The organism is Desulforegulaceae bacterium, from assembly GCA_034006035.1.
Classification (GTDB): domain Bacteria; phylum Desulfobacterota; class Desulfobacteria; order Desulfobacterales; family JACKCP01; genus JACKCP01.
The window spans coordinates 97,910-124,109 of record JAVETN010000001.1; the positions used below are offsets into that span (position 1 = coordinate 97,910).

The 26,200-nt window shown below is 33.0% G+C and carries 20 protein-coding genes and 1 CRISPR repeat array; of the genes, 16 read left to right on the forward strand and 4 right to left on the reverse strand.

Going from position 1 to position 26,200, the window contains the following annotated elements; genetic code table 11:
* Positions 1-5 precede the first annotated feature (5 nt).
* The 11 genes from cas2 to RBR53_00490 all read left to right on the forward strand — a co-directional run bounded on the left by cas2 (position 6) and on the right by RBR53_00490 (position 16,636).
* Entirely contained in the window at positions 6-305 is a 300-nt protein-coding gene (cas2, locus tag RBR53_00440; GenBank protein MDY0131117.1) for a CRISPR-associated endonuclease Cas2, read from the forward strand.
* Positions 306-323: 18 nt separating this feature from the next.
* A complete protein-coding gene (locus tag RBR53_00445; protein MDY0131118.1) occupies positions 324-986 on the forward strand; it encodes a CRISPR-associated endonuclease Cas6 in 663 nt (220 codons plus the stop codon).
* 23 nt (positions 987-1,009) lie between these two features.
* On the forward strand, positions 1,010-2,809 hold the full coding sequence (locus RBR53_00450) for a TIGR02556 family CRISPR-associated protein (GenBank protein MDY0131119.1): 1,800 nt from the start codon (positions 1,010-1,012) through the stop codon (positions 2,807-2,809).
* Positions 2,810-2,829: 20 nt separating this feature from the next.
* A complete protein-coding gene (gene cas7b / locus RBR53_00455) occupies positions 2,830-3,735 on the forward strand; it encodes a type I-B CRISPR-associated protein Cas7/Csh2 (protein ID MDY0131120.1) in 906 nt (301 codons plus the stop codon).
* A 5-nt stretch (positions 3,736-3,740) separates the two neighbouring features.
* Positions 3,741-4,451, forward strand: coding sequence for a type I-B CRISPR-associated protein Cas5b (gene cas5b / locus RBR53_00460; GenBank protein ID MDY0131121.1), 711 nt, complete (start codon positions 3,741-3,743; stop codon positions 4,449-4,451).
* A complete protein-coding gene (gene cas3 / locus RBR53_00465; GenBank protein ID MDY0131122.1) occupies positions 4,441-6,777 on the forward strand; it encodes a CRISPR-associated helicase Cas3' in 2,337 nt (778 codons plus the stop codon). Before cas5b ends, cas3 begins: the two co-directional genes overlap by 11 nt.
* A 14-nt stretch (positions 6,778-6,791) precedes the next feature.
* Positions 6,792-7,388: a CRISPR-associated protein Cas4 gene (gene cas4, locus RBR53_00470; protein MDY0131123.1), complete on the forward strand. Its 597-nt coding sequence runs from the start codon at positions 6,792-6,794 to the stop codon at positions 7,386-7,388.
* 152 nt (positions 7,389-7,540) lie between these two features.
* Positions 7,541-12,509: direct repeats of the CRISPR family, unit length 37 nt; unit sequence CTTTTAGAATTACTTCCAAGACAACAAGGATTGAAAC.
* Positions 12,510-12,591: 82 nt separating this feature from the next.
* Positions 12,592-12,954: a hypothetical protein gene (locus RBR53_00475; protein ID MDY0131124.1), complete on the forward strand. Its 363-nt coding sequence runs from the start codon at positions 12,592-12,594 to the stop codon at positions 12,952-12,954.
* A 1,369-nt stretch (positions 12,955-14,323) separates the two neighbouring features.
* Positions 14,324-14,728, forward strand: a complete 405-nt coding sequence (locus RBR53_00480) for a helix-turn-helix domain-containing protein (GenBank protein ID MDY0131125.1) — start codon at positions 14,324-14,326, stop codon at positions 14,726-14,728.
* 22 nt (positions 14,729-14,750) lie between these two features.
* Positions 14,751-15,047, forward strand: coding sequence for a transposase (locus RBR53_00485; GenBank protein ID MDY0131126.1), 297 nt, complete (start codon positions 14,751-14,753; stop codon positions 15,045-15,047).
* A 158-nt stretch (positions 15,048-15,205) separates the two neighbouring features.
* Positions 15,206-16,636 (forward strand): hypothetical protein, encoded by a 1,431-nt coding sequence (locus RBR53_00490; GenBank protein MDY0131127.1) that lies wholly within the window; start codon positions 15,206-15,208, stop codon positions 16,634-16,636.
* Between the two features lie 176 nt (positions 16,637-16,812).
* Here RBR53_00490 and RBR53_00495 read toward each other — a convergent pair whose 3' ends face one another.
* Positions 16,813-17,199 (reverse strand): hypothetical protein, encoded by a 387-nt coding sequence (locus RBR53_00495; GenBank protein ID MDY0131128.1) that lies wholly within the window; start codon positions 17,197-17,199, stop codon positions 16,813-16,815.
* Positions 17,200-17,559: 360 nt separating this feature from the next.
* Here RBR53_00495 and RBR53_00500 point away from each other — a divergent pair, with 360 nt between their 5' ends.
* The 3 genes from RBR53_00500 (at position 17,560) to RBR53_00510 (ending at position 18,416) form a co-directional block, all read left to right on the forward strand.
* A complete protein-coding gene (locus tag RBR53_00500; protein MDY0131129.1) occupies positions 17,560-17,733 on the forward strand; it encodes a hypothetical protein in 174 nt (57 codons plus the stop codon).
* A 229-nt stretch (positions 17,734-17,962) separates the two neighbouring features.
* Positions 17,963-18,217 carry a hypothetical protein gene (locus RBR53_00505; GenBank protein MDY0131130.1) on the forward strand — a complete coding sequence of 85 codons (255 nt, stop codon included), beginning with the start codon at positions 17,963-17,965 and terminating at the stop codon, positions 18,215-18,217.
* A gap of 10 nt (positions 18,218-18,227) precedes the next feature.
* Entirely contained in the window at positions 18,228-18,416 is a 189-nt protein-coding gene (locus RBR53_00510; GenBank protein ID MDY0131131.1) for a hypothetical protein, read from the forward strand.
* A 993-nt stretch (positions 18,417-19,409) separates the two neighbouring features.
* On the opposite strand, the gene RBR53_00515 is transcribed toward RBR53_00510, so the two are convergent.
* The gene (locus RBR53_00515) at positions 19,410-19,967 is read right to left on the reverse strand and encodes an NAD(P)H-dependent oxidoreductase (GenBank protein MDY0131132.1); all 558 of its coding nucleotides are present in this window, start codon (positions 19,965-19,967) and stop codon (positions 19,410-19,412) included.
* A 160-nt stretch (positions 19,968-20,127) separates the two neighbouring features.
* Between RBR53_00515 and RBR53_00520 the strand changes: the two genes are divergently transcribed.
* Entirely contained in the window at positions 20,128-20,316 is a 189-nt protein-coding gene (locus tag RBR53_00520) for a hypothetical protein (GenBank protein MDY0131133.1), read from the forward strand.
* Between the two features lie 78 nt (positions 20,317-20,394).
* Here RBR53_00520 and RBR53_00525 read toward each other — a convergent pair whose 3' ends face one another.
* Both RBR53_00525 and RBR53_00530 read right to left on the reverse strand, forming a co-directional pair.
* Positions 20,395-22,416, reverse strand: a complete 2,022-nt coding sequence (locus tag RBR53_00525; protein MDY0131134.1) for a methyl-accepting chemotaxis protein — start codon at positions 22,414-22,416, stop codon at positions 20,395-20,397.
* Between the two features lie 295 nt (positions 22,417-22,711).
* A complete protein-coding gene (locus RBR53_00530) occupies positions 22,712-24,880 on the reverse strand; it encodes an FAD-dependent oxidoreductase (protein MDY0131135.1) in 2,169 nt (722 codons plus the stop codon).
* Between the two features lie 371 nt (positions 24,881-25,251).
* Here RBR53_00530 and RBR53_00535 point away from each other — a divergent pair, with 371 nt between their 5' ends.
* Positions 25,252-26,175: an ABC transporter substrate-binding protein gene (locus RBR53_00535; protein ID MDY0131136.1), complete on the forward strand. Its 924-nt coding sequence runs from the start codon at positions 25,252-25,254 to the stop codon at positions 26,173-26,175.
* Positions 26,176-26,200: the final 25 nt, after the last annotated feature.

A 26,200-nucleotide genomic window follows, 5' to 3' on the forward strand; every position in this document is an offset into this window, starting at 1 on the left:
ATATTATGCTCAGAACTCTTGTGTGGATAATATATGATATTACAGATGATAAAATAAGAGGAAAGATTGCAAAGGAATGTAAAAAATCCGGTCTTACTCGGGTTCAAAAAAGTGTTTTTCTTGGCAGGATTGACTGGAACAGATTTGACGAGCTTGCTGAAAGATTTGATGAATTAATCATTAAAAAAACAGACAGTGTTTATATTTTTCCATTTTGTCAGGAAGATTTTAAGAAAATCAGAGTGCTTGGCCAGGGTTTTGATAAAAAATATGTAAATGATGAAATTCTTGCAAAGTTTTTTTGAATTATAAGGAAGATTAATATGAAAAAGGCAACTCTTACATTAAATGATATTAATTTAAAACCAAATGAGATTCATAAATTCAGAGGTTATGTGGGCAGGCTTTTTGAAAAATATGATCTGGTTCATAATCACAATACTCATGATGGTAAAAATATTTACAGATATCCGTTAATACAATTTAAAATAATTAATAACAAGCCAGCCATTATAGCTTTAAGCGAAAAAGCGGTTGAAGTATTTACAGATATTTTTATGAATCTTGAAGAAATAAAAATTGAAGATACTATAATCCCTGTATTTGAAAAAGACTTAAAAGTTGAAGAAACTGGTTTTGGTTATTCTCAGGAACATTTTTTATATAAGTTTAAAACCCCGTGGATTGCATTGAATCAGAAAAATTATAAGAAATACAGAGGTTCTCGTATGTCTGAAAAAAAAGAATTATTAAAACAAATTCTTACAGGAAATGTTTTATCTATGTGCAAATATCTTGGAATTATTTTGAATGAAAACGAGAGAATTAATTCATTGGTAGATGTTGAGCCGATTGATACAAATTTGAAAGGTAACAAGGTGTTGGGTTTTAAAGGGGTTTTTAAGATAAATTTTGAAATTCCTGATTTTGTGGGAATTGGTAAATCTGTTTCAAGAGGTTTTGGAATGGTGGAAAAAATTTTGTAAATTCAAATTAAAAAGGAATTTTCATGATACATAAAATGTATAAGCTCCATGAGTATATAGATGATGAATTTTTTGAAGAAAATCCATACGGTCTCGTTATAGATGAAAGGGAAGAAGAAGTAATTATTTTAGAATTTAAATCAGGGGAAAATGAAAACTCATTTGATTATAAAGGAATTTATTTAGAAAAATTTAATGTTGAAAAAAACAAGCAAAAAATTTTTTTTAAAAAAGTTGCGGCAAGAGGGACTTCTGAATTTCCATCAGTGTTTGTCACATTTAAAGATATAAATGAAAATGAAGACTATTTTTCAGAGAAAAAGAAAAAAGGAAAAATAATAACCATTCTTCAAAAATATAATGAAGATGAAAAAATTTCTTCCTTGTATGATTCTTTTTTACAGAATTCTGAACAGATTAAAGAGTCAATTAAAGAATCCATGCAGGGGCGTAAATCTGATAAGGATCTTTATATTTTGAGTCTTAAAATTGATAATAAATATATAGGTGACTCAGATATTTTTAAAGATATTAGACAAAAAACAAAGGAAAATTTATTAGCACCTTATTTCACGCTTGATAATAAAGTTTTTAAAGAAGTAAATAAATTTTGTTCTGTATGTTTGAGTGAGAATAAAGAAGTGTGGGGGTATGTAAGTACATTCAATTTTTATACTGCCAAAACTGAGTTTGCTCCCATTGCAGGAGGGCTGGATAAAACAAAAGCATGGAAAAATTATCCTGTATGTCCCGAATGTGCAGTTAAATTAAAAGATGTTAAGCCAATAATAGAAGATTACATGAATTACTATTTTTGTGGATTTAGCTATTATTTAATTCCAGAATTTTTAATTTCCCACCCTGATAATGCTGAGATTATGGATTTCTTTCTAGATAAGGAAACTGCTTTGGGAAAATTCAGCATGTCAGAACAAACAAGAAATTCGATAACTAATTCAAAGACTGATATTTTAGATATTATAAAAGATACAGATAATCGAGTTAATTACTCAATGCTGTTTTATAAGAAAAACAATAATGAATTTAAAATTTTAATGAATATTGAGGATGTTTATCCTTCTCAGTTTAAGCAAATTTTTGATGCTAAGAATAAAGCAGAGGAAAATCATATTTTTAAAAATTTAAAAAGCTCAAAAAATGTTTATGATTTAAAGTTTAAATTTGAGTTTATTAAAGATTTTATGGGCGAGTTGGAAAAAAGTTTTTTAGAGGTAGTAAGGTCTGTTTTTTTACAAAAAAAAATTGATTACTCTTTTCTTATGATAAAAATTGTTGACTCTATCAGGACAAAGTTTGCAAACAATGAAAATATAAGTCTTTCTGTTTTGAAAAGTTTTATGACTTTAAAATTTTTGAATAATTTAAACATAATAAATCTGTCTTTAAATAAAAAGGAGGATAAATTGGAATCAGAATATAATGATTTTTTTAATGAACACAAAGATTTCTTTAATAATCCGGCTAAAAAAGCTGTTTTTCTTGAAGGTGTTTTATGTCAAAAATTATTGAATATTCAGTATAGTAAAAGAGAAGCATCTCCATTTAGAAATAAATTGAATGGTCTGAAATTAAGTCCCAAATTAATAAAAAAATTATTCCCCGAGATTATTTCAAAATTAGAACAATATGACTCAAATTATTATAAAAAACTGGAAGAAACCATTTCAAAATTATTTCTGGAATCCAATTTTGATGACATGTCAAATGATGAAATCAGTTTTTATTTTGCCGTAGGAATGACCCTTCATAAAGAAATAATAAATAATCAATCTGATAAAAATAACAATTCAAAAACAGAGTAGTTTTAATAAGGAGATAAATAATGACTATTAAAAACCGCAGAGAACTTCTTTTTATTTATGATGTAAAAAATGCAAATCCAAATGGAGACCCTGCCGATGAAAATAAACCAAGAATTGATGAAGAAACCGGCTTAAATATTGTTACTGATGTAAGACTTAAAAGGACTGTAAGAGATCAGTTTTTTAATTTTATGGGTTATAACGGTAAAGAGGATAAAGATATTTTTGTCAGAACAACAGATTCTGAAAAAGGCGGTATAAAAGACGGAAAAGCAAGAGCTAGAGATTTTGGCTCTTTAAAAAAAGATATGATGGAAGATATACTAAAAAAATGTATAGATATCAGGCTTTTTGGCGGTGTCATTCCAATGGATAAAGATTCTATAATTTTTACGGGGCCAGTTCAGTTTAAAATGGGAAAATCTCTTCATAAAGTACAGGTTAAATATATAAAAGGAACTGGTGCTTTTGCAGGGAAAGAAGGTGCTAATCAGCAGACTTTCAGAGAAGAATATATTTTGCCGTATTCGCTCATTTGTTTTCACGGAATAATAAACGAAAATGCCGCTAAAGAAACCAGGCTTACAGATGAAGATATTGAAGAATTGAAAAAAGCAATGTGGGAAGGGACTAAAAACCTTATTTCCCGTTCAAAATTTGAACATAGTCCTCAAATGCTTATCGAAGTAAAATATAAGGAAGAAAACTTTTTTATTGGCGAACTTGATAAATATATATCCTTTGATTCAGACCTCCCAGACGAAAAAATAAGGGATATTTCTGATGGTATTTTAAATCTTAATGAGCTTAAAAAGATTGTTGAGTTTAATAAGGATAAAATTGAATCTGTTGAATTAAAACAAAACAACAGGGTTAAATTTGAAGGGTTTGAACTTTCAGAAGGGCTGAATTACAGAAAGGTCTGATAAATATGACTTTTATACCGGAAAAAATATTAGTATTTGATATTTTTGGTGATTATGCTCAGTTCAGAAAATTTTTTACCAATATGTCGCCTTTAACTTTTTCCATACCTCCAAGAACTGTTCTTGCAGGTATTATGGGGGCTATTGCAGGTATTAAAAAAGAAGAAAACCCAGAGTCTTTTTTAAAAGCAAATTCTTTTATATCTTTAAAAATTAACAATCCTGTAAAAAAGGTAAAAATACCTTTGAATTATATAAAAACGGAGAGCAGAACCAAAATATACAGATATGAGGCTCATAAACCTACAAACGTTGAATTTTTAAAAGATCCGTCCTTCAGGGTTTATTTCTCGCACAAAGATTTTGAACTGTATTCAAAAATTAAAGAAAATTTAAAATTCCATAAGTCTGTTTATACTTTAAATCTTGGAATAAGCTGTTGTATTTGTGATTTTAAGTTTCTTGGTGAATTTAACCTTGAAGAAAAACAAGGCAAAGCTTCTATGTCTTCAGTAGTTCCTAAATCTAAAATTAAGACCATTGAATTTGGTGATTCATTGATACAGCAGTGTACTCTTCCAAATATTTATCTAAACAGCCGTGAAGTTCAGGAATATAAGGAATTTTTGTATGAAATTAAGGGCGGTCTGATTAAAGGAGAGATGGAACATTATTATAAAATAGATGAAATGGAGGAAAATATAATTGAAATGTAAGCTGATGTCTCATCCTGGGAAACTATTAAAAACACATCTTGAAGGTACGCTGCAAAATGGAATGGATATTTTTAAAAGAAACGGGATTTATAAAAAACATGAAAATTTTATTAATCCTGTTTTACTGCTCCATGATCTGGGTAAGGCATCTTCATATTTTCAGGATTACATCAGCGGTAGTAAACAAGTAAAAGATACTTTAAAGCGGCACGCTGAAATATCTGCATTATGGTTTTACTTTTATTCAAAAGAAATTTTAAATTTAAGTGAAAAATTTTGTGTATTTGGATACATTTTGATTAAGTATCATCATGCTGATTTTATAAATTTTGATAAGATGTGTGCCGCTTCATTAAATAAAGAAGAAATTTTTCAAATCAATAATGAAATTGATTATGATGAATTGAAATTTATTTATAAAGATAAGCTTGATTCAGAATTTTTTAATAAAAAAAACTTTGAAAACAAATATGAAAATTACACAAATAGTGGCGGAATTAAAAGGGTTTTTAAAATAAGAAAAACTCTTGAAATAAAAGATTATTTGCTTTTAAATTATTTTTTTTCAATTTTACTTACAGCAGATAAAAGTGATGCAATTTTAAATGACAGAATTATTCCTGTAACTCCAAAATGGCCTGAAAATGCTGTAGATGAGTATAAGAAACAATTTTTAGAAGATGATAATATTCTTACCATTGTAAGAAATAAAGCTTATTTGGAAGCTGAGTCCAATTTAAATACGAATTCAAGATTTTTTTCCCTTAATCTTCCAACCGGTGCAGGAAAAACACTTAATGTTTTAAATACAGCTTTGAAATTAAAGAAAAATAAAAATTTAAATAAAATAATTTATTGTCTTCCATTTACATCGGTAATAGACCAGAATGCAAAAGTTTTTGAAGATGTTTTAAATTATAACAATATCCAACCTTCATCTGATTTAATCCTCAAGCACCATCATTTAACAGAACTTAGTTATATCAGGCAATTTGAGGACGAAAATAAAATTTATTCTTCAAAAGATTCTGAGTTTTATATTGAAGGCTGGGAAAGTGAACTGGTTGTTACAACTTTTTTTCAGTTACTTCATACTTTTTTTTCTAATAAAAATAAGTCCCTAAGAAAATTTCACAATTTATCTAACTCTATTGTTATTTTAGATGAAGTTCAGTCTATCCCTTTAAAATATTGGGAGCTTATTAACCTGATTTTTAAATATTGTGCAGAAGAGTTTAATATTTATTTTATTTTGGTTACGGCAACAATGCCTTTGATATTTTCCGAAGAAAAAAAGGAAATTGAAGAACTGGCCAAATCTAAAAAGAGCTATTTTGATTCTATGAGCAGAATAAAACTTAATACTGATAATCTTAAAGAAAAAATTCATATAAATGACTTTAAAAAAACTGTGCTGCATGATGTTCAGCAAAATCCAGACATAAGCAGACTTTTTATAATGAATACCGTGAAATCATCCCTTGATTTATTCAATTATTTAAAAGAGCATATTCCTGAAGACAATCTGGTTTATCTTTCATCAAATATAATTCCAAAGGAAAGAATAAATAAAATTTCAGATATCAAAAAGAATCCGCAAAGCAGGATAATTGTATCAACCCAGCTTGTTGAAGCAGGTGTTGATATTGATATTGATGTTGTTTACAGAGATATAGCTCCTTTGGATTCAATTTTTCAGGCTTGCGGAAGATGCAATAGGAATAATAAATCGTCTGATCTTTCAGAAGTAAAGTTGTTTTTGATAACAGATGATAAAAAACTTTATTCATCATATATTTATGATCAAGTTTTTATAGACAGTACTTTGGAAGTTTTAAAATCAAAAAAAGAGTTTCATGAAAAAGAATTTCTTAATTTATCGGAGTTGTATTTTCAAAAAATTAAAGAACGTTATGAAGTTTCAGATTCAAAGAATATTTTAAAAAATATTGAGTCTTTATTTTATTTTAATGCTTTTAATAAATCGGCAAAGCCTGAGCATAAAATTTTCGAGCTTATTGAGCCGTTTTCAACAGTTTCGGCTTTTATAGAAATTGATGATGAAGCTTCAAATATATATTGTTCGTATCAGGAATTGCTATTGTCTGAAATTGAAGACCCTTTTGAAAAAAGACTTTTGTTTAAGGATGCATACAAAAAAATGTCACCTTATATAATAAATATACCTGAGCCAAGGGCAAAAAACTGCGGATATGATGAAACTTTGGGTAAAATATGGTTTATAACAAGACCTATGGTTGAAGAACTTTATAATACTGAAACAGGCTTTAATAGAGACAGAGAAGTTGTTGATTTTATTTTTTAATATTTAGGTTTCTTATGGTAAATAGTGGTTTTTCTATAACAGCAAGCCTTATGCTTGAATTTTTGTATTGTCCAAGGTTTACATATTTTGAGTATGTTCTTGGAATTCCTCAAAATGAGGGGAAAAGATTTAAGGTAGAAAAGGGTAGGAACGTTCATGAAAAAGTTAGGACTGTAAATCCTGATTATTTGAGAAAAAAAATTGGGGTTAAATCCAAAGAAGCTGATGTTTATTTATCTTCAAAGTCAGGGATTCGGGGTATTGTTGATGAAATATTGTTTCTTGAAGATGGAACTGCCGCACCTTTAGATTATAAATATGCAAAATACGAAGAGAAAATATTTAACACTTACAAATTTCAGCTTGTTTTTTATGCAAAACTTATTGAGGAAAATTATAATATTAATGTTAAAAAAGGTTTTTTGATTTATTCAAGAAGCCAGAATAAGCTTGTTGAAGTTGAAATTGGTAAGAAGGATTATTCTGAATTAAACAATCTTTTACAGGATATAAATTCAGTTATTTCGGACTGCAAATATCCTGAAGCTACAAAAGTTGTCAGAAGATGTCCTGACTGCTGCTACAGAAATATTTGTGAAAAACAGATTTAAGTGAAATTCTTATGTATAATCGGTGTGTTATTTTACTATGGTTAAGAATGTTGAGATAAAAACATTGAAATTTTTTTCATATTTAGTTAAATTTCGGTCTTTGACAATTTTATTTTACTTATTGATTTTATTTTGAATTTTTATAATTTGCTCTTTTAGAATTACTTCCAAGACAACAAGGATTGAAACGAAGAGGCAGAAGAAAGGTTTGAAAGATTGAGTATTCCTTTTAGAATTACTTCCAAGACAACAAGGATTGAAACATAATCCGCTTCAGCTGCTCCCACATTAGCTCTAGCTTTTAGAATTACTTCCAAGACAACAAGGATTGAAACTTTCCTCTGACGCTCCAAGCTCTTCCAGTGTTTCAGCTTTTAGAATTACTTCCAAGACAACAAGGATTGAAACTTTGCTGTAAAGTACTATTTAAAGATTTTCCTTGTCTTTTAGAATTACTTCCAAGACAACAAGGATTGAAACAAAATCAGCCTTATGATTATTGCCCTCAAGAAGTTTCTTTTAGAATTACTTCCAAGACAACAAGGATTGAAACGAATTTGAAATATTGGGTGATGTTTCTAGCATTGACTTTTAGAATTACTTCCAAGACAACAAGGATTGAAACTTTCTTATTGGCTCTCTCCTAACACCCATAAATTTTCTTTTAGAATTACTTCCAAGACAACAAGGATTGAAACGACTTGGTTGAGTGTGCTTAATGAATGCTATTCCACTTTTAGAATTACTTCCAAGACAACAAGGATTGAAACCAATCTCTTGAAAAAGCTATCAAAGAAAATACAACTTTTAGAATTACTTCCAAGACAACAAGGATTGAAACAAGATTTTCCTTGTGTATTAAAACTTTCAGAACCTCTTTTAGAATTACTTCCAAGACAACAAGGATTGAAACATAAATAGGTATAAAGTACTGATATTATAATAAAACTTTTAGAATTACTTCCAAGACAACAAGGATTGAAACTGCACTGATCTTTGAGTAGGACAGTGTAACAGCACACTTTTAGAATTACTTCCAAGACAACAAGGATTGAAACAGAGGTGTTGCAAAATATTCACCCTCGGCCATATCTTCTTTTAGAATTACTTCCAAGACAACAAGGATTGAAACCTTAAGCTTGCAACGGCAGACAAGCAGGGCTCTAAATCTTTTAGAATTACTTCCAAGACAACAAGGATTGAAACTTTTTTCGTTTTTAGTTTTGGTTCTTACATACTCTTTTAGAATTACTTCCAAGACAACAAGGATTGAAACCCTGAAGATGCTCAGAATAAATACTTTTCTGAGCCTTTTAGAATTACTTCCAAGACAACAAGGATTGAAACACCAGGTGCCTGCTTTTGTGGCTGAAAACTGGATTCTTTTAGAATTACTTCCAAGACAACAAGGATTGAAACATTGGTGCACCTATGGCAGCACCAAGAGCCAGAGTCTTTTAGAATTACTTCCAAGACAACAAGGATTGAAACAAAGACCGGTTACCCTGCCGACAAATCCGGCCTCACCACTTTTAGAATTACTTCCAAGACAACAAGGATTGAAACAGCAGGGCTGGGTTGATATTAAGGACCGGGTAAAAACTTTTAGAATTACTTCCAAGACAACAAGGATTGAAACTCCGCTTGAAATCCTGTGATTTACATCTTCAATAAACTTTTAGAATTACTTCCAAGACAACAAGGATTGAAACTTGGTCATAATGTTGCTGACAGGCAGCTTATAGAACTTTTAGAATTACTTCCAAGACAACAAGGATTGAAACGGTATCAGTATCGGTGCTTCCATGTCTTCTGGTGTCTTTTAGAATTACTTCCAAGACAACAAGGATTGAAACATATCTGGCTGAACGGGCTTGCATCGAGGGAGATTATTCTTTTAGAATTACTTCCAAGACAACAAGGATTGAAACTCCGGACGGAATTGCAACGGGGCATGACTTAATCTTTTAGAATTACTTCCAAGACAACAAGGATTGAAACAACGTCAGGTGTGCAGCAGCTTCCCCTTTGGTCATCTTTTAGAATTACTTCCAAGACAACAAGGATTGAAACAGCCAAATGACTGGACTTCAAGTCCTGCTCCTGCACCTTTTAGAATTACTTCCAAGACAACAAGGATTGAAACGCTGCTGCAAATAAACGTTACCATGGACTCTATATCGCTTTTAGAATTACTTCCAAGACAACAAGGATTGAAACTTGTTCGTGGCTTGACTGGCGAAGAGTTTGCAAGGCTTTTAGAATTACTTCCAAGACAACAAGGATTGAAACCTTGGTGAATGGAGAGATGAAAAATCAGGGAAGGAACTTTTAGAATTACTTCCAAGACAACAAGGATTGAAACCTGCAAAAGAAGCTGCACAAGGCCTTGAATTTTCTTTTAGAATTACTTCCAAGACAACAAGGATTGAAACAAATCAGGAAACACTCATGAAGGGTAGCCCGGCACTTTTAGAATTACTTCCAAGACAACAAGGATTGAAACACCCTCAGAATGTTATTAATAATCTGCAATCAGAACTTTTAGAATTACTTCCAAGACAACAAGGATTGAAACAAAACAATAGGAGCTTACATGAATAAAAAAACTGCTTTTAGAATTACTTCCAAGACAACAAGGATTGAAACGACTCTGCGTCTTCTTCTTCCTGTATCCCCCAGTCTTCTTTTAGAATTACTTCCAAGACAACAAGGATTGAAACAGTTCTGCTCGGACTTCTTCTTTTGCTTCAAATCTCTTTTAGAATTACTTCCAAGACAACAAGGATTGAAACCTTAAGCTTGCAACGGCAGACAAGCAGGGCTCTAAATCTTTTAGAATTACTTCCAAGACAACAAGGATTGAAACATATAGAAAGCATCTGAGTCCTCCTCTAATCCGAACACTTTTAGAATTACTTCCAAGACAACAAGGATTGAAACTGTGTTTCATTGTCTTCATATTCCTTATTCTGAAGCTTTTAGAATTACTTCCAAGACAACAAGGATTGAAACAATATTCTGGGAAGGGAAAAAAATAATGGAAAATTCTTTTAGAATTACTTCCAAGACAACAAGGATTGAAACATAAGTATTATTGCAGGGGGGCTTCTTGTTCGTCCGCTTTCAGAATTACTTCCAAGACAACAAGGATTGAAACATTGCTCTTGGTGCTGCCGGGCTTGCATATTCAACTTTCAGAATTACTTCCAAGACAACAAGGATTGAAACCTGAAATAATAGGCGAACTTGAAACAGGATTGAATACTTTCAGAATTACTTCCAAGACAACAAGGATTGAAACAAAACTGGGTAATGAGCGAGATTGCAGGTTTTGTTCTTTTAGAATTACTTCCAAGACAACAAGGATTGAAACCTTGAACTTCAAAAGTACAACTTTCACGAATATCTTCTTTTAGAATTACTTCCAAGACAACAAGGATTGAAACATATCTACCATTCCACAAAACAAACCACTTGGGTCCTCTTTTAGAATTACTTCCAAGACAACAAGGATTGAAACCTGGGAAGAACACGATCTGCAAAAGAAGAAGACTCTTTTAGAATTACTTCCAAGACAACAAGGATTGAAACTTAAGTTTTTGTCCTGTATCTGAAAAACCCTTATTAACTTTTAGAATTACTTCCAAGACAACAAGGATTGAAACAATAATTTTGTCTAATAAAAATAAATTCTTCTTTTGCTTTTAGAATTACTTCCAAGACAACAAGGATTGAAACCATTGCCCATGAAGGCCTTGAACTATTACTCTGTCTTTTAGAATTACTTCCAAGACAACAAGGATTGAAACAATTCTTTATTGCCAGAAAGTTAAAAATTAATAAACTTTTAGAATTACTTCCAAGACAACAAGGATTGAAACTAAAACTTTCCGTCAATAGTCTTTATTTGGTCCTCTGCTTTTAGAATTACTTCCAAGACAACAAGGATTGAAACAATCGCTCCTGCGGCATTCTAGGCGCTATGGCGAGCTTTTAGAATTACTTCCAAGACAACAAGGATTGAAACAAGCTGAACGCATTGCTTGATATGCAGGCGGACATCTTTTAGAATTACTTCCAAGACAACAAGGATTGAAACAGGGGAGCACCTCGGGGGCGAGCCGGTGAACCCCTTCTTTTAGAATTACTTCCAAGACAACAAGGATTGAAACAGAATTCTTTCTTTTCCTAAATATTTTTTTCTTTTTCTTTTAGAATTACTTCCAAGACAACAAGGATTGAAACTATAATTGAAGAATGCCATAAATATTTTGATTCTACTTTCAGAATTACTTCCAAGACAACAAGGATTGAAACAAAGACCATAGAACTTGTACTTGCGGAAAATTTCATCTTTCAGAATTACTTCCAAGACAACAAGGATTGAAACGTCTTTTTGTGGTGGTGAAAAAATGATTCCAGTAACTTTCAGAATTACTTCCAAGACAACAAGGATTGAAACGCCTCTGAAGCAGGGTTAACAAATAAACCATTAAACTTTCAGAATTACTTCCAAGACAACAAGGATTGAAACAGCCATGCAGAATTGTTCTGTGTGGCTTTTTTTGTCTTTCAGAATTACTTCCAAGACAACAAGGATTGAAACACCGCAAGAACATCTGCCAGAGCTAAATTATAAACCTCTTTCAGAATTACTTCCAAGACAACAAGGATTGAAACAATCTGTCCAGCATGCCTTTTCGTTCAAGCTGTTTTGCTTTCAGAATTACTTCCAAGACAACAAGGATTGAAACCAAACAGTAATACAAGTCTGGAACAGCTTGGAGCTGCTTTCAGAATTACTTCCAAGACAACAAGGATTGAAACTAGACAGTTCTCATCATGGAATTTCTGAAAATGGCACTTTCAGAATTACTTCCAAGACAACAAGGATTGAAACGATATTTTCTTGCGGGGAATGATACATGGAAAAAACTTTCAGAATTACTTCCAAGACAACAAGGATTGAAACTTCTCTGGCCGACTATGGCAGATAACATGACGGTTTCTTTCAGAATTACTTCCAAGACAACAAGGATTGAAACGGCTTTCCAACTTCCATGGTTCGTGCAGGAAGAAAACTTTCAGAATTACTTCCAAGACAACAAGGATTGAAACAGCATTTGGACTCAAAGAGCAGACCAAATGCTGAAAAATATTTCAAAAGTAAAGTCTTAAAAAATACAAAAGAGGTGATAAAATGGGAAAAAGAAAGCTATTTATCGGGATTGATAAAGGGTATAAGTGGCAGATTTATGATGAAAAATACTCAGGTTTAGATGATATCCCTGATCTTCCGGGTGGTTATTCCCATGCTGAAGAGCTGGAGGGTATCTTTATAAGACTTCTGGTTAACAGAGGAAAAATGATAGAGGCTTTATCCCAGGATCTGGAAGATCTTAAAAAGATGGAGCCTTATTTTGATAAGTATGATTTTTTTAAGGAAGAGGTTGATTTTAAGGTTGGTTATTTTGAGGATGAATACAAACCTGTAGAAGAATTTAGCGGTACTGTGGCAGGCGGGTTCAGGTTTATAATGGAAAAGCTTGAAGGTTATGAATAAGAAGAGCAATATAGCCGCAAATGGCCTGAGTTTTTTGCGACCGTTTAATCTTTTTGCTAGGTTTTGGCACTAGTTTTATGGAAGTTCCATTTTTAATAAATGTCCACATTTTCACATTTCAATGCTCTAATTCTGGGGGAAAAGAGGGTAGCTAAGCTTGATTTAGTTCTGGTAGCCTAAAATTGACCCACCCAAAGCAAACTTCTGATAATCTAAAAATATACAAAGACCAGATATCAGGAGAGGAGATGATAAACGTGGATCAATATGAAATAGGCACAGCTTATAGAAGCTATGATAAAAAATCAGAGAAATTGTAAAAGAAACCGGACATTCAAGAAATACAATAAGAAAAGTCCTAAGAAAAGAACATAGGGTACTCAGAAAGACAAAGCCAGCCTTATCCTGTATTGGGCTCTTATATAAAAACAATAGACAACTAGCCTGACACAGGGGAATATTAAACTTTCCATTATAAGTCCTTTTTTTATTCAATCCGGAATAAAGCTGATTCGATTTGGCCATTTTTACAATTAGGGCATTTTCCCGGCTTTTTGAATTTCTTTCTTTAAAAACAAAGCCACAGGAAAGGCAGCGAAAGGGTTCTACTAGTAGTTTTTTATTCTGGCGTTTTAATGATTTTTCAGCAGAAATCAAATGTTCAAATACTTCTTTTTCCATGATACTGACGGATTGAGAGATATCTCGTATTGTTGCCGGCCCTTTGGACAGCAATTTTATAATTTCTTGTCTGATTGTATGTTTTCTTTCTTTTAGCATCGAATAAATTTTGCCTGACGGTAATATTTTTTTACTTTTAAAATAACTAACCCTCTTTTACGGTTAAACAGCCAATTTTGCAATCAAAATGGGCTGTTTAAAAAATAAGGTTAAATCAAATCTCTTTCGGCCGGCTTTTAAAAAGCCGGATAAATGGATAGTCCACAGCAACTATACCCTGAATCAAAAGCCTTTATCCCCGCTGCCAGAAAAAAAAGGTTCATCCGGAAATCGCGTACTTCTAAGAAGAAAGACATTAAAAAAATAATTTGAGAAAAAGAAAAGGACATGCTCAATTTTAATTTTTTGCACGCAAATACAAAAATAGAAAGAGAGACATGTCCACAAGTTTTATATACCATGCTTTATCATTAAGAGACCAGAATTATAAAAGAACTTTTTTTCAAAATGGAAAAGTCCTTTTTGAAGTTGAGCCAAAACCTAAATCCATAAAATGCCCTCAATGCAATAACAGGAATGTTGTGAAAAGAGGGAAAATTATTCGGGAATTAAAATCATTGGCTCTCGGCACAAAAATACATGGATTAAAGCCAATATTCAAAGAGTCTGGTGTTGTAAATGCAATACTGTGCGACAAATTGAACTTAGTTTTGCAGATAATAAAAAAAGTTATACGAAAGCGTTTGCAAGGTATGTCCTTGAACTATCATCAAAAATGACAATTAAAGATATTGCCAGCCACCTCAACACAAGCTGGGATTTAATAAAAAGTATCCAGAAAGAGGATTTTAAGAGGAAATATAAAAACATTAAATTCGGCAAATTAAAAAGAATAGGTATTGATGAAATTTCAATAGCTAAAGGCCATAAAGATATGACAATTGTTATGGATCTGGACTCAGGAAAAATAGTTTATGCAAATAAAGGAAAAGGGTCTGATTCTTTGACTGAATTTTTTAAAAAACTAAAAGCATCCAAAGCAAAAATAAAAGCTGTTTCAATGGCTTTTATTAAAAAAACCGAAAAATATTAAAAAAGAAATAGAAAAAAACCGATTGAAGTCAGCCTTAAGAATTAATGAACCTCTTGCCAAAGCGTATTATATGAAGGAAGAACTTAGGCAAATATGGTCTCAGTCAGATAAAGATAAAACTTCTGAAATCATAGATGACTGGCTAAGACTTGCAAGAGAATCAAAATATAAAATTATTATTGAGTTTGGTAATAAGCTTAAGATCTATAAAACAGGAATATTGAATTTTTATGACCATTCAATATCAAGCGGTCCGCTTGAAGGTCTTAACAATAAAATAAAAACTATCCTTATTGAATTGGCTTTTTTACCCCTTTAAATCATCTACTTTTCCAGGCTTGAAAGGCATATTTTTTTATGTAATACTCCTTTCATTTCAAATATCAGTCGTTTAAATCCTGGAGCAAAATTAATTGTCCATGGGAATAGGGCAAAGTCAGGATTTTAATTTTATATAACTATGCATAGGAGAAAAATATGAAATTGTCTCGTTTGTTTATGAGCTTTCTTGTTTTAAGTTTTCTTGTCACTTCGGTAGAAGCAGCTCCAAAAGCCTCTCGTTCGTCTAATACGATCAGGGTAGTGGAACCACTTACGGAAGAAACTCTAAAAATTGTCAAGACTGAAGCTGTTAAAATAGATCCTAAGCGTTTAGAGTTTAACCTGAATAAAGTTTCAAATTCAGATATTGTCAAAATTTGTTCAATGTATCCAAAGATGAATTCACTTGTGGTTTCAAGAAGCAAAGATGTTACTGATATTTCTCCAATTGCTCAGCTCAAGTCTTTGAAAAGCCTGAATCTCTCACTGGATAATGTCAAAGATTTTACTCCCCTTTCTCAGCTTGTTCAGGTTGAGCGTCTCACTGTTGGGGGTGACAAAATTGGACCTGATCTTAAGTGGATGTCTGGTTTGGTAAACTTAAGTTATCTTCATATCAATGGTGGTTCACAACTTATTTCTCTGGAGGGGCTTCCTTCCCTGCCTGGATTGACAAGGGCAACTATAGGCAAGGTTAACGGTGCCAACCTTACTCCCATTACCATATCTTTGCCTTCCTTGACCAAGCTGGAACTTACCGGTTCTACCATTAATGATCTTACCCCTTTGACCAAACTGGCAGATTTGAAAGAGCTGAGCCTTTATGGTGCAAATGTAAAGGATTTTACGCCGCTTAAAAATTGTTCCAAATTAAAGACTTTGAACTATTATGCAACAAAAAATGCTGATTATTCATCCCTTGGACAACTAAAGCAGGTAACCTATCTAAAGGGCGGTCTTACTTCTTTGAGTGATATTTCTTTTGTGGCTGAATTACCTAATTTAAAAAGATTAGATGTGTTTGCCGAATACATTACAGACTATTCTCCTTTGGCCAAGACCAATATAGAAAGGCTTCAAATCTGGAATATGCGTAAGCCTGTGGGTGATCTTGCTTCAGTAGGACAGATGCCCAAACTTACCCGTCTAAAACTTTGGTCAGTTGATTATGCCACAAACACCAAGGCTCTTGCCGGGCTTTCTGAGCTTAAAGAATTTACCATTACTTCCGATTTCAATAATAAGAGCAAGGATCCTTTTGATATGGATGCCGCAAAGGGGTGGGATAAAGTTGAAAAAATCGATATCACAAAGGCCATGCTCATTAATGGGGGAAATCTTTCCAATCTAAAAGAGCTTAAAGACCTGAAACTTAACAAAATAAATGAATCAGGTGAACCTTTCAGCCTTGCAGGTTTCAGCAATCTGCCCAAGTTGAGCTATGTCTCAATCAGCTCTTCCAATGTTAAGGATATTGGTGTTCTAAAATCTTTGCCAAACCTTAAAAGACTGACCATTAATAAAGTATCTGTTCCTGAAGCAGATCTCCAGGGCTTTGCTCCCAATGTTAAGGTAACTATTAAGTAATAATTCTCTTGGCAAGGTAAGGGGTGAAGTCTTTGCTACACGATTTAACTCTTTCTGGGTCTGTCAGTTTCTGGCAGACCTTGTGTGTTATAGTGATTAAAAATTAAAATAAATAATAGCGCGGGAGTCGCGGGGTCGGACCAAAACAAAGTACTGAAATAACAGAATAAACAAAATCAAATTACCCAGTTTTTAGCCCTAGAAGGCTCTTCACAAATTTTATTCTTAAGTTTTTTGAGTCTGTTTTTTATACTTTTTTCATTAGTTGTTACAGGGAAGATTTTAATTAATTCCAAATCATCATCAATAATATTCAAACTGTTCACATAACCTAAAATTTGAGGGAAATGTTTTTCTATTTGTTGAATATTTATGGATTTTTCTTTAATTTTATTTTCAATAAAGAAATCAAATAATCCTTTAATTCTGCCATCTGGTACTGATTGAGAATTTGGATTTTTTATCTGATTATCGTATTTTATAAGTTCTAATGTAGAATCTTCCATTATGATTTGTAAAATATTTGTAACTGTATTTGAATTAAGTTTTTCAAATACAGCCAATATTGTAGATTTTACTTGATTCTCAGTTGTGCTATACGTTGAAAAAATTGAACTTGATATAAAACTTCTTTTCTACTTATTACAATAATATTTGGAAGTAAAAAATTTTACTTCAAGAAACCTCATAATTTTCTATTATTTTTTTTAAATCAGAAATTATCTCTTCTACCATTTTTTGGGGTTTTAAAACTTTAGCATCAGATTCATAGGATAAAACCCATTTTTCATAAAATTGTGCTGTTTACTTGATATTAAAGAAGATGAATATAAACCAGAAATAGATAATGTATTAAATAAACTTTTGCTTATTGAAAAAATATTTTAAATTCGGATTTTTGTACAATTTAAACTGGAGAAAAAATGAATCTGGAATTATTTCAATCTATTATAAAATTAAAAGATAATCCTGTAATTGTTATGGAAGGCAAAAGAGATATACCAGAATTTTACAGTAAAAAAGCATTTGAGCTTGGATATCATCTGGCTTTAAATTTCGTTCCGGAAATGCAAAAGGTTCAGATGAGGCTTTTATAAAAGGAAGTGAGCTGGTTCAGTAGACATAATACCTGGCTATCCTTATATTTTTTTAAAGTCTAGCTTTCAGTTTTTACTTTTAAACCTTGATTTGCAGATTTAAACTTTCCTGAATTAATAACATCAGTTTGGGAAAGCCTTAGTTTTGTATCGATTAAAATAATTAAAAAAAAAATCACAAAGAAAGTATTAAAATTTTAAATTTGGTTTTTTTAAAAAGGAGAGCAATTTGGTTGAATTTGATTTTAGCAAAAATGAAAAGTTTCATCTTTGTATTAATAATTATCAATACCCGGATCCAGGGATTGATTCCATAGGTTATGACAGAAACTGGTTAAGTGTTTATATCAAGGTAGAAACCAGCAAAGACTCGTGGGAAAGCCAAAGTCCATCTTTATTGACATGGGAATTGGAAATGATGATAAATGAATTTAAAAACCTCAAAAAAGAGCCTCTTATCCAGGAAAACAATTTCCTTTATTGAACCAAATCTAATGTTTAAACTTTTTCCATTTGAAAGCGATGCTATTAGAATGCGTGTTTATTTTGACGCTGAAAGTAAACCCCAGTCATTTTCAAAAGATGAAGACTGCTTTATTGAAGGCTGGTTTTCATTGGAAAATTTGTTAGTGGTTGCTGATTCTCTTCAGGATGAATTAAATAAATATCCTTCAAGAAAATGAAAATTGTATTTTCAATAAACCCTTGTGTCAGGGTAGTTGTCTTGTTTTTTGATTAAAAAATATTTTTTAATTTAAGTCCCTCCTCTTTCCTGTGCAATTGTATAGGAAAGAGGAGGGACACGTTGTATTAAAGTAAGCCTTAATAACCCCTTCGGCCGCCACCAGGACAAGCCCAGCCACGATCTCCAAACTCTTGTCGGCACCAGGTCAGATATTGGTCGTATTTTCGATTCAACTTGGAGCGTAACTCCGCTATTTGGTCTGATAACGCTTTTACCTTTTTAGTATCTGGGTTTTTTTGGTCCCAAGCCACCTCAAGTTCCATTTGTTTGGCACTCAACTCTTGCCGTAGCGGCAATGTATCCTGCATAAACTGGGAGCGAGCCTGTCTCCACTGTTCACGTTGCTCAGGGGACATGCCTTGCCACCCTTGTGAGTCAGGGGCTATCCCATGCATCCCGCGGCCCATGTGGTAACCATCACCCATCATTCCAGGCCCCCGTCCGTGGTAACCTGACCCTGGTCCCATCATTCCCGGTCCCATACCTCCTCCAGCTCTATATTCTAAACCTGAAGAGGATCGATTTTGTGTATGCATTGGTTGGTTGCCAGCCGCCCACAGGGAGGTAGCCAGCAAAAGCGATATTGCCAAACAACTAATGATTGTGTTTCTCATGGTCACACTCCTTTTGTTTAAAAAATGTTATTATTAACTTCCTGCCTTTTCCTAAACTGGTCGTTTTGCTGTAATAAAAAGTCGTGGTTGTTGTTTTATGCGTTGTCCCCAACCGTGAAAAAAATTAAGCGTAAAAATGGTAACCTCAGCCCATTGGCAGAACCACTCCTCATTCTTATTTAACCCTGTACCGACTTCATTATGATTCGGACATGTCTGTATAAGTTAGATGCTGCTTTTTCCATGGGCAGAAGTGGTTCACTAGGGGTGAAATTACAAAGAACTGTATGCATAAAACATAAAGAACAATTTTCTCGCTATTGTTGCACATTTGTAGCAACCCATTTTTCAAAGGCTGCCATAAAGCTATCCAGGAAGGTTTTGGTAGAGTCGTTTGTAAGCTTTCCCTTATCGTCAAAAAGTGCTGCAGCTCCTCCAATGTAAGCTTCAGGCTGTGCCATGGTGAGCACATTAACAAAAACCAGCGATTGACGTAAATGATGATTGGCACCAAAGCCACTAATGTTTCCAATAGAAACACTGATAATAGCTCCAGGTTTACCGTCCCAGCAATTTTTACCATAAGGACGGGAGCCTACATCAATGGCATTTTTTAAAACACCGGGTACCGAGCGGTTATATTCAGGTGTCAAAAAGAGAAGACCATCAGCAGCGATGATTTGCTCCCGGAATTTTACCCATTCCTTTGGTGGAGTAGCTTCCAGGTCTTCATTAAACATCGGAAGGTCAGCTATGTTTAATATTTCAAGAGATAATGTTTCTGGTGCATTCGCTATCAATGCTTTGGCTGTTTTCAGGTTAAAGGATTCTTTACGAAGGCTTCCTACGATAACTGCAATTTTGTAATTTTTCATAGTTTTGCACCTTTTCCCATTAGGTATTATTAAATTAAAGATCTACCATTTTCCAGCTTTCCTTCAAAAATACATAATAAAAACTTTATACTTTTTTGCCTTTTGTCAAGAAACAGCTAAAAAGATTCAAGATTTCCACCATTTTAAAAAGGAGAGCAATTTGATTGAATTTGATTTTAGCAAAAATGAAAAGATTTGTCTTTGTATTAATAATTATCAATACCCGGATCCAGGGATTGATTCCATAGATTATGACAGAAACTGGTTGGGTGTTTATATCAAGGTAGAAAACAGCAAAGACTTGTGGGAAAGTCAAAGTTTGTTTTTATTAAGATGGGAATTGGTATAGATTGTTTTTATACTCCAGATACTATGGTTGAACTTCTAGTAAAATTATCCCCACCCGGGTGGGGATAATTTGAACTTGTTAAACTTTAAATTTTTTCATCTGATCTTGAATTTTTTCAGTTATTGATGATTGTTTTTCAACTGTTTCCAAAGTTTCATAGCTTCCGTTTTTAATTTGTTCCACAGCACCACTTACCGAGTTGATTGCACTTGCAATTTCTCCAGATAATGCACTCATAGACTGGCTTTGAGAGTTTGAATCTTCAACATACTCTGAAGATTGTGAAAGATTTGATGATACTTCATTTACAGCAGAAGACTGTTCTTCAATTGCAGCAGCTATGGCACTTACTATTTCGTTGACATTGTAAATAGACTTTACAATTACTTCCATATCTGTTTCTGCTCTTTGTGAAGCTTCCTGGATGCCTGAAATTTGAGTGCTTATGTTCCTTGTTGCACTTGAGGTTTGGTTGGCAAGTTCTTTTATTTCATTTGCAACAACAGCAAATCCTCTTCCTGCTTCACCAGCTCTTGCCGCTTCAATGGTTGCATTTAAGGCTAGAAGGTTTGTTTGCTCTGAAATATCATTTATTGTTTCTGTAACTTCGCCGATTTGAGTGGCTGCAAGTCCAAGTTCTTCCATTATTTCAGAAAATCCCTTTGCTTTTTCAGCTGCATCTTCTGACTGGGCATTTGCTTCTGCTGTGTTTGAAGCAATTTCTGAAATAGTTGCTGACATTTCCTCCATTGCAGAAGCAACTGAATTCAAGTTGTTGGCTGCTCTTTCCATACTGTCAGACATTGTTATTGCCGAATCATTCATTTCTTTTGCAGCCATGGCAACATTTTGGGAACTTGAGCTTGACTCATCTGCTCCCTTGGCTGTTTCAGCTGCTATTGAAGAAAGCTGAGTTGTTGAATCTGAAAGGATTTGGCTGCTTTCTGCTATTTCAGCAATCATTTTTCTCATATTTTCAGCAAACTCATTAAAAGTTTTTGCAAGCTCTGCAAGCTCATCTGAGCCTTTTACAGGCAGCCTTTTTGTAAGATCTCCTTCGCCTCTGGCAATTTCATCCATGGATTTTTTTATATTATTAATGTTTCTTACAATATTGATAATTACAAAAAAGATAATTAACGAGGTTATTATCAATGTTAAACCTGTGACAACAAACGCCCTTATTATTTCAACTTTCATTTGTTTGATTGCTGTGTCAATTCTAAGATCTATATCGTCAAGGCTTTTTTGAACAATTTTTCCAATATCATCTATTTTTTTGGATACAGGTCTCCAGAATGTGTCAGGGGAAATCCTGAAGTTGCCTGTACCGGCTTTAAGAAGAACTTCATTGAAAATCCTGGTTGTTTCTGCCCATTCACGGCTTGTTTTATTGGTTTCTAATTCTTTTTCTATTTCAGGAGAAAGTGCAAGTGCAGGAGAGTCAAGGTTTGTGTTTGTTGCAGCATTAAGTGTTATAATATGTGAAAATTTATCTTCTGGAATAGCTGTGTTTTTTGCAAGAATACTGCTTACATTTGCACGTAGAAGCCCGGCATTTTCTTTGGCTATTTCAAGAACTAAAAGGCTTGTCATTATTTTTCCAAAGCCTCCTGTAGTTTTTGCATTGGCTGCTTCTGACTGCATTTCCAAAAGGTTGTTTATAACCTGGGTGTATTCTTCAATTTGATTTGGCTGCAAATCAAGGTTTTGAGTATTGTATTTGTTTCTGATTTGATTGAGTTTGGTCTGAAGGCTGGCTGTTTCATGAAATGCTTTGCTTCTTTCTATTTTACAATTGCTTCTTGCTGTTTCCCAGCTTTCAAAAACTGAGTCTGTTTCTTTTCTTAATTTTTGTACTGAATCAATTTTTGCTCCCCCATTTAGAAAAACAGCAGTACGTCCCCTTTCTTTTTGCAAATGACCAATAAGCTGTGAGCTTACATGTTGCATTTGAATATTGTCTTTCATATTGTTTAAAATTTTCATTTCTTTAAGTTTTAAATTGATATTAAAACTCTGGCTAAAAAAAAGAATGACAAGGGGGATAATTCCGATAACAGCAATTTTTTTTCCTATACTTAAGTTTTCAAGGTTCATTGTTAATTCCTCTATATATAAAATTGTTTTTTTACTAACTATTATTGATAATTGTTATTTATAAATATTAAACTCATTGAAGATAGTCAATTTGATTTTTTTATTTATGGAAATTTGATTCTTAAAAGAAACCATAGTTTATGAAAAGAGCTTTGGAATAAACTGAGGCATAAAAGTTTTGATATAAAAGGAATTGACCTGAAAAAAGCTTGCCACTTGTGAGTTTAATCTGTTTGAAAATTAACAAGTGACAAAGAAGCTGAGATTTATTAAAAAACCAGCTGATTTTCAGGTTTTAAATAAAACGTCCAACATCATTTCCAGAAGTAATTGCCTGCCATCCGCTTTCAGGTTGTCTTGAGTCTCCTATGGAAAAAAGATCTCCTTTAAAATCAGACTCTGATATTTCAGTGTAAAAAGAGTTTTCAGACAAGGCTCCTGTTGCAAAGATTATAAAATCTGTTTCAACTTTAATTTCTTCTGTGTTTTCAGGATTAAGTTTTTTGTCAAAAGGATTATGAATATTTTCAGGAATAAGAGTGTGCCAGGGAGTAAAAGGATCTTTTCTTTTTTTGTTTGCTTTAACAATAATTGAATTTTCTTTTATTTCCAAAACCTTTGAAGATGTAAATGCCTTAACAGGATTTTTTATCAATGGATCTTTTGAATTGTCTGTTGAACCAAGCCCCATCATAAGCCATAAAAGCATGGAACGGTTTGCATGGATAACACCTTTCATAAGGTCTTTTTCCAATTCAATTATTGTTATTTCAATATCTTTGTATTTTGCACCCAATTCACAGGCAAGTTCACAACCAACAATACCTCCGCCTATAATTGTGATTTTTTTAAATTTTTCATTAAGTAAAAGATCGTTTTCAAGAAATGTTCTTGAATCTGTGTGTTCTATATTTTCAAGTCCTTTAATATCTAAAATCAAAGGCTTTACTCCGGTAGCACAAATTATTGAATCAAAAGATGAAATTAAGTCTTTTTTTGAAGGAATTGTATTTAACTTTATTTCAAGGCCTTTATCTTCCAAAGATTTAAGCCGGTTTTTAAGATTATTTAAATATAATTTAACATCGTGTTTTATCTGCATTTTTGAGGCAAGAAAAAATTGTCCCCCAATATTTTGACTTTTTTCAAAAAGAGTAACTTTGTGTCCTCTTTTTACTGCTGTAATTGCAGCCTCGCATCCGCCCGGGCCAGCTCCAACTATTGCCACATTTTTTATTTTTGTTGCAGGAGTTAAAATTTTAACATCCTCAAAACCAGCATAGGGATTTACACTGCAGCATGGATGTCCTCCAAGAATAAAAGACTGAATACAAGCATCCTGATCTCCTATGCAATGGACAATTTCATTTGATTTTCCGGTTCTTACTTTTTCCGGCCAATAAGGGTCTGCTAAAAGCGGTCTTCCAAGCATTATCATATCTGCTGTATTTGTTTTTATAACTTCCAGGGCAGATTCAGGCCTTCCAAGTTTTCCAACAGCAATTACAGGAGCTTTTATATTTTCTTTTTCAAAAAACTTTTTTAAACTTCCCGCCATTTCTTCAACATAGGGTTTGTCCTTAAAATAAGCCGGAGGGTGGGGGAAAAACCAGTTGTCATAACAGCCTTTATCAACATCAAAGGCATCAACTCCTGATTTATATAGTTCTTTGCAAAATTCAAGACCTTCTTCTATGGTTCTCTCCATTCCCATGAATCTTTTTTTGAAAATTTCTTTTCCATAACTAAATTCAAGCCCCTGGGTAAGATCAACTCTGTAAATTACAGGAAAGTCCTTTCCGCAGATATTTTTAATTTCTTTTACAATATCTATGGCAAACTGAAATCTGTTTTTGTATCTTCCAAATTTTCTTCTATTCCATGGAAGGGAAGTAAGCTGATCCATTAAATAGCCTTCATGGCCGTGAAGATGAATTCCGTCTGCTCCGCAAACTTTTGCATTTATTGCACTTTGGCCAAAGCTTTTTATTATTTTTTTTATTGCCATATCTGTAAGGGGAAAATGGGGAATAGCAGGAAGATAAAAGTTTTTGTTAAAAGATGCTGATTTAGGGATTTTTAATTTTAATGCACATTCAGGGGAACCAACCCTTCCAAGTCCTGCTGAGAGCTGAATGAAAAATTTTGAATCATAGGAATGAAGAGTGGAAATAAGATCTCTCCAGCCTGACATTCTAGTTCTTGATGAGCCGTCAATTCTTGGGAAATATGTTGTGTTGTTTTCTTCTGAAATTGTTGGATCAATTCCAAAAGATACAGGAACAAGACCGCTTATAATAAGTCCTGTTCCTCCTTTTGCCCTTTCCTCAAAATATGAAATCATTTTTTGAAGGGGTCTTCCGATTGGATCTGCCATGTTTATATTTCCCATGGGAGCCATTACTATTTTATTTTTTATATTGGTTTTGCCAATTTTTATGGGAGAAAATAGTTCTTTGTGCATGATTTTGCTCCAAATAATAATATTTTTATTGTAGTGCTGAAAATAAAATCCGTTAATTTGTTTTTCTGAAAAATTTTAAGTTAACTGTTTTTATATAATCCTGATTAAATAGTTATTTTCGCATCAGGATTATAACCATATAAAGAATAAAAAGGTCAAATTTTTACGGGTTTTTTCATAAATTTTTAATGCTTCAAATTTATTTTCTGCTGCTTCCACATTGTATCTAAAGGTTTCCAGAAGTCCCGATAAAGTAAGTCTCAAAACTTAATCCCTCAAACTCAAATATTCTAGCCCAATTTGCAAAATATTGATTTTAATTGTATTGTATAAAAATCTACCTATACATTAATCAAATTCAGGAGAGGTTTATGAGGAAGATTGTCTTATTGGTTATTTTAATTTTAGTCATACCAGCACTTTTATGTGCAGATACAATTCGGTTTGGGGTTCCTCCATGGCCGGGCGTTACAGTAAAGACAGAAATTGTTTGTCAGATAACTAATGCAATGGGTTATGAAACAGAGCAAAAAGAAGTTGGTCCTCCAATAATCTACAAAACCATGACAATAGATCAGATGGAAGTGTTCCTTGGTGCATGGACTCCTCACCAGAATGCTATGATTAGCCCTCTTGTTAAAAAGGGCGAGGTCGAAAAAGTTGGATTAAATATTGATGATTGTAAAATAGGCCTGTGTGTACCAACTTATGTTTGGGATGCGGGTGTAAAAGATATGGGTGACCTTGATCCAAACAAAGAAAAATTTAAAAAAACAATATATAATATTGAACCTGGTTCGGGTATGCATAATTCAATGGAAGATATAATAAAAAATAATGCAGCAGGTCTTGGAAGCTGGGAGCAGGTTGGAAGCACAACGCCTGCCATGTTGAGTCAGGTAAAGTCAAAAATGAAAGACAAAGAGTGGGTTGCCTTTGGATGTTGGAGCCCCCATTGGATGACCATAGAAGTTGATATGAAATTTCTTGGCTCAGTTCCTGGTACTGAAACATTTATCAGTAGCAGCAAGGTTTACACAATTGTAAATAAAAATTTTCATGCCCGATATCCTGAATTATATAAATTTATGAAACAGCTTAAAGTTTCTACCCAAGTTCAGAGTAAATGGATTTATGAATATGGTTATAAAGAAAAAGAGCCTGCCCAGATTGCTAAATCCTGGATATCGAAAAACCACAATATTGTCTCAGGCTGGCTTAAAGGAGTTAAGGCAAAAGACGGTAAACCTGCCATGGAAATAATAAAAAAAGCATTTCCTGCCTCCCAGTCTTAATTGGAGCGATGAGTACAAAAAATTA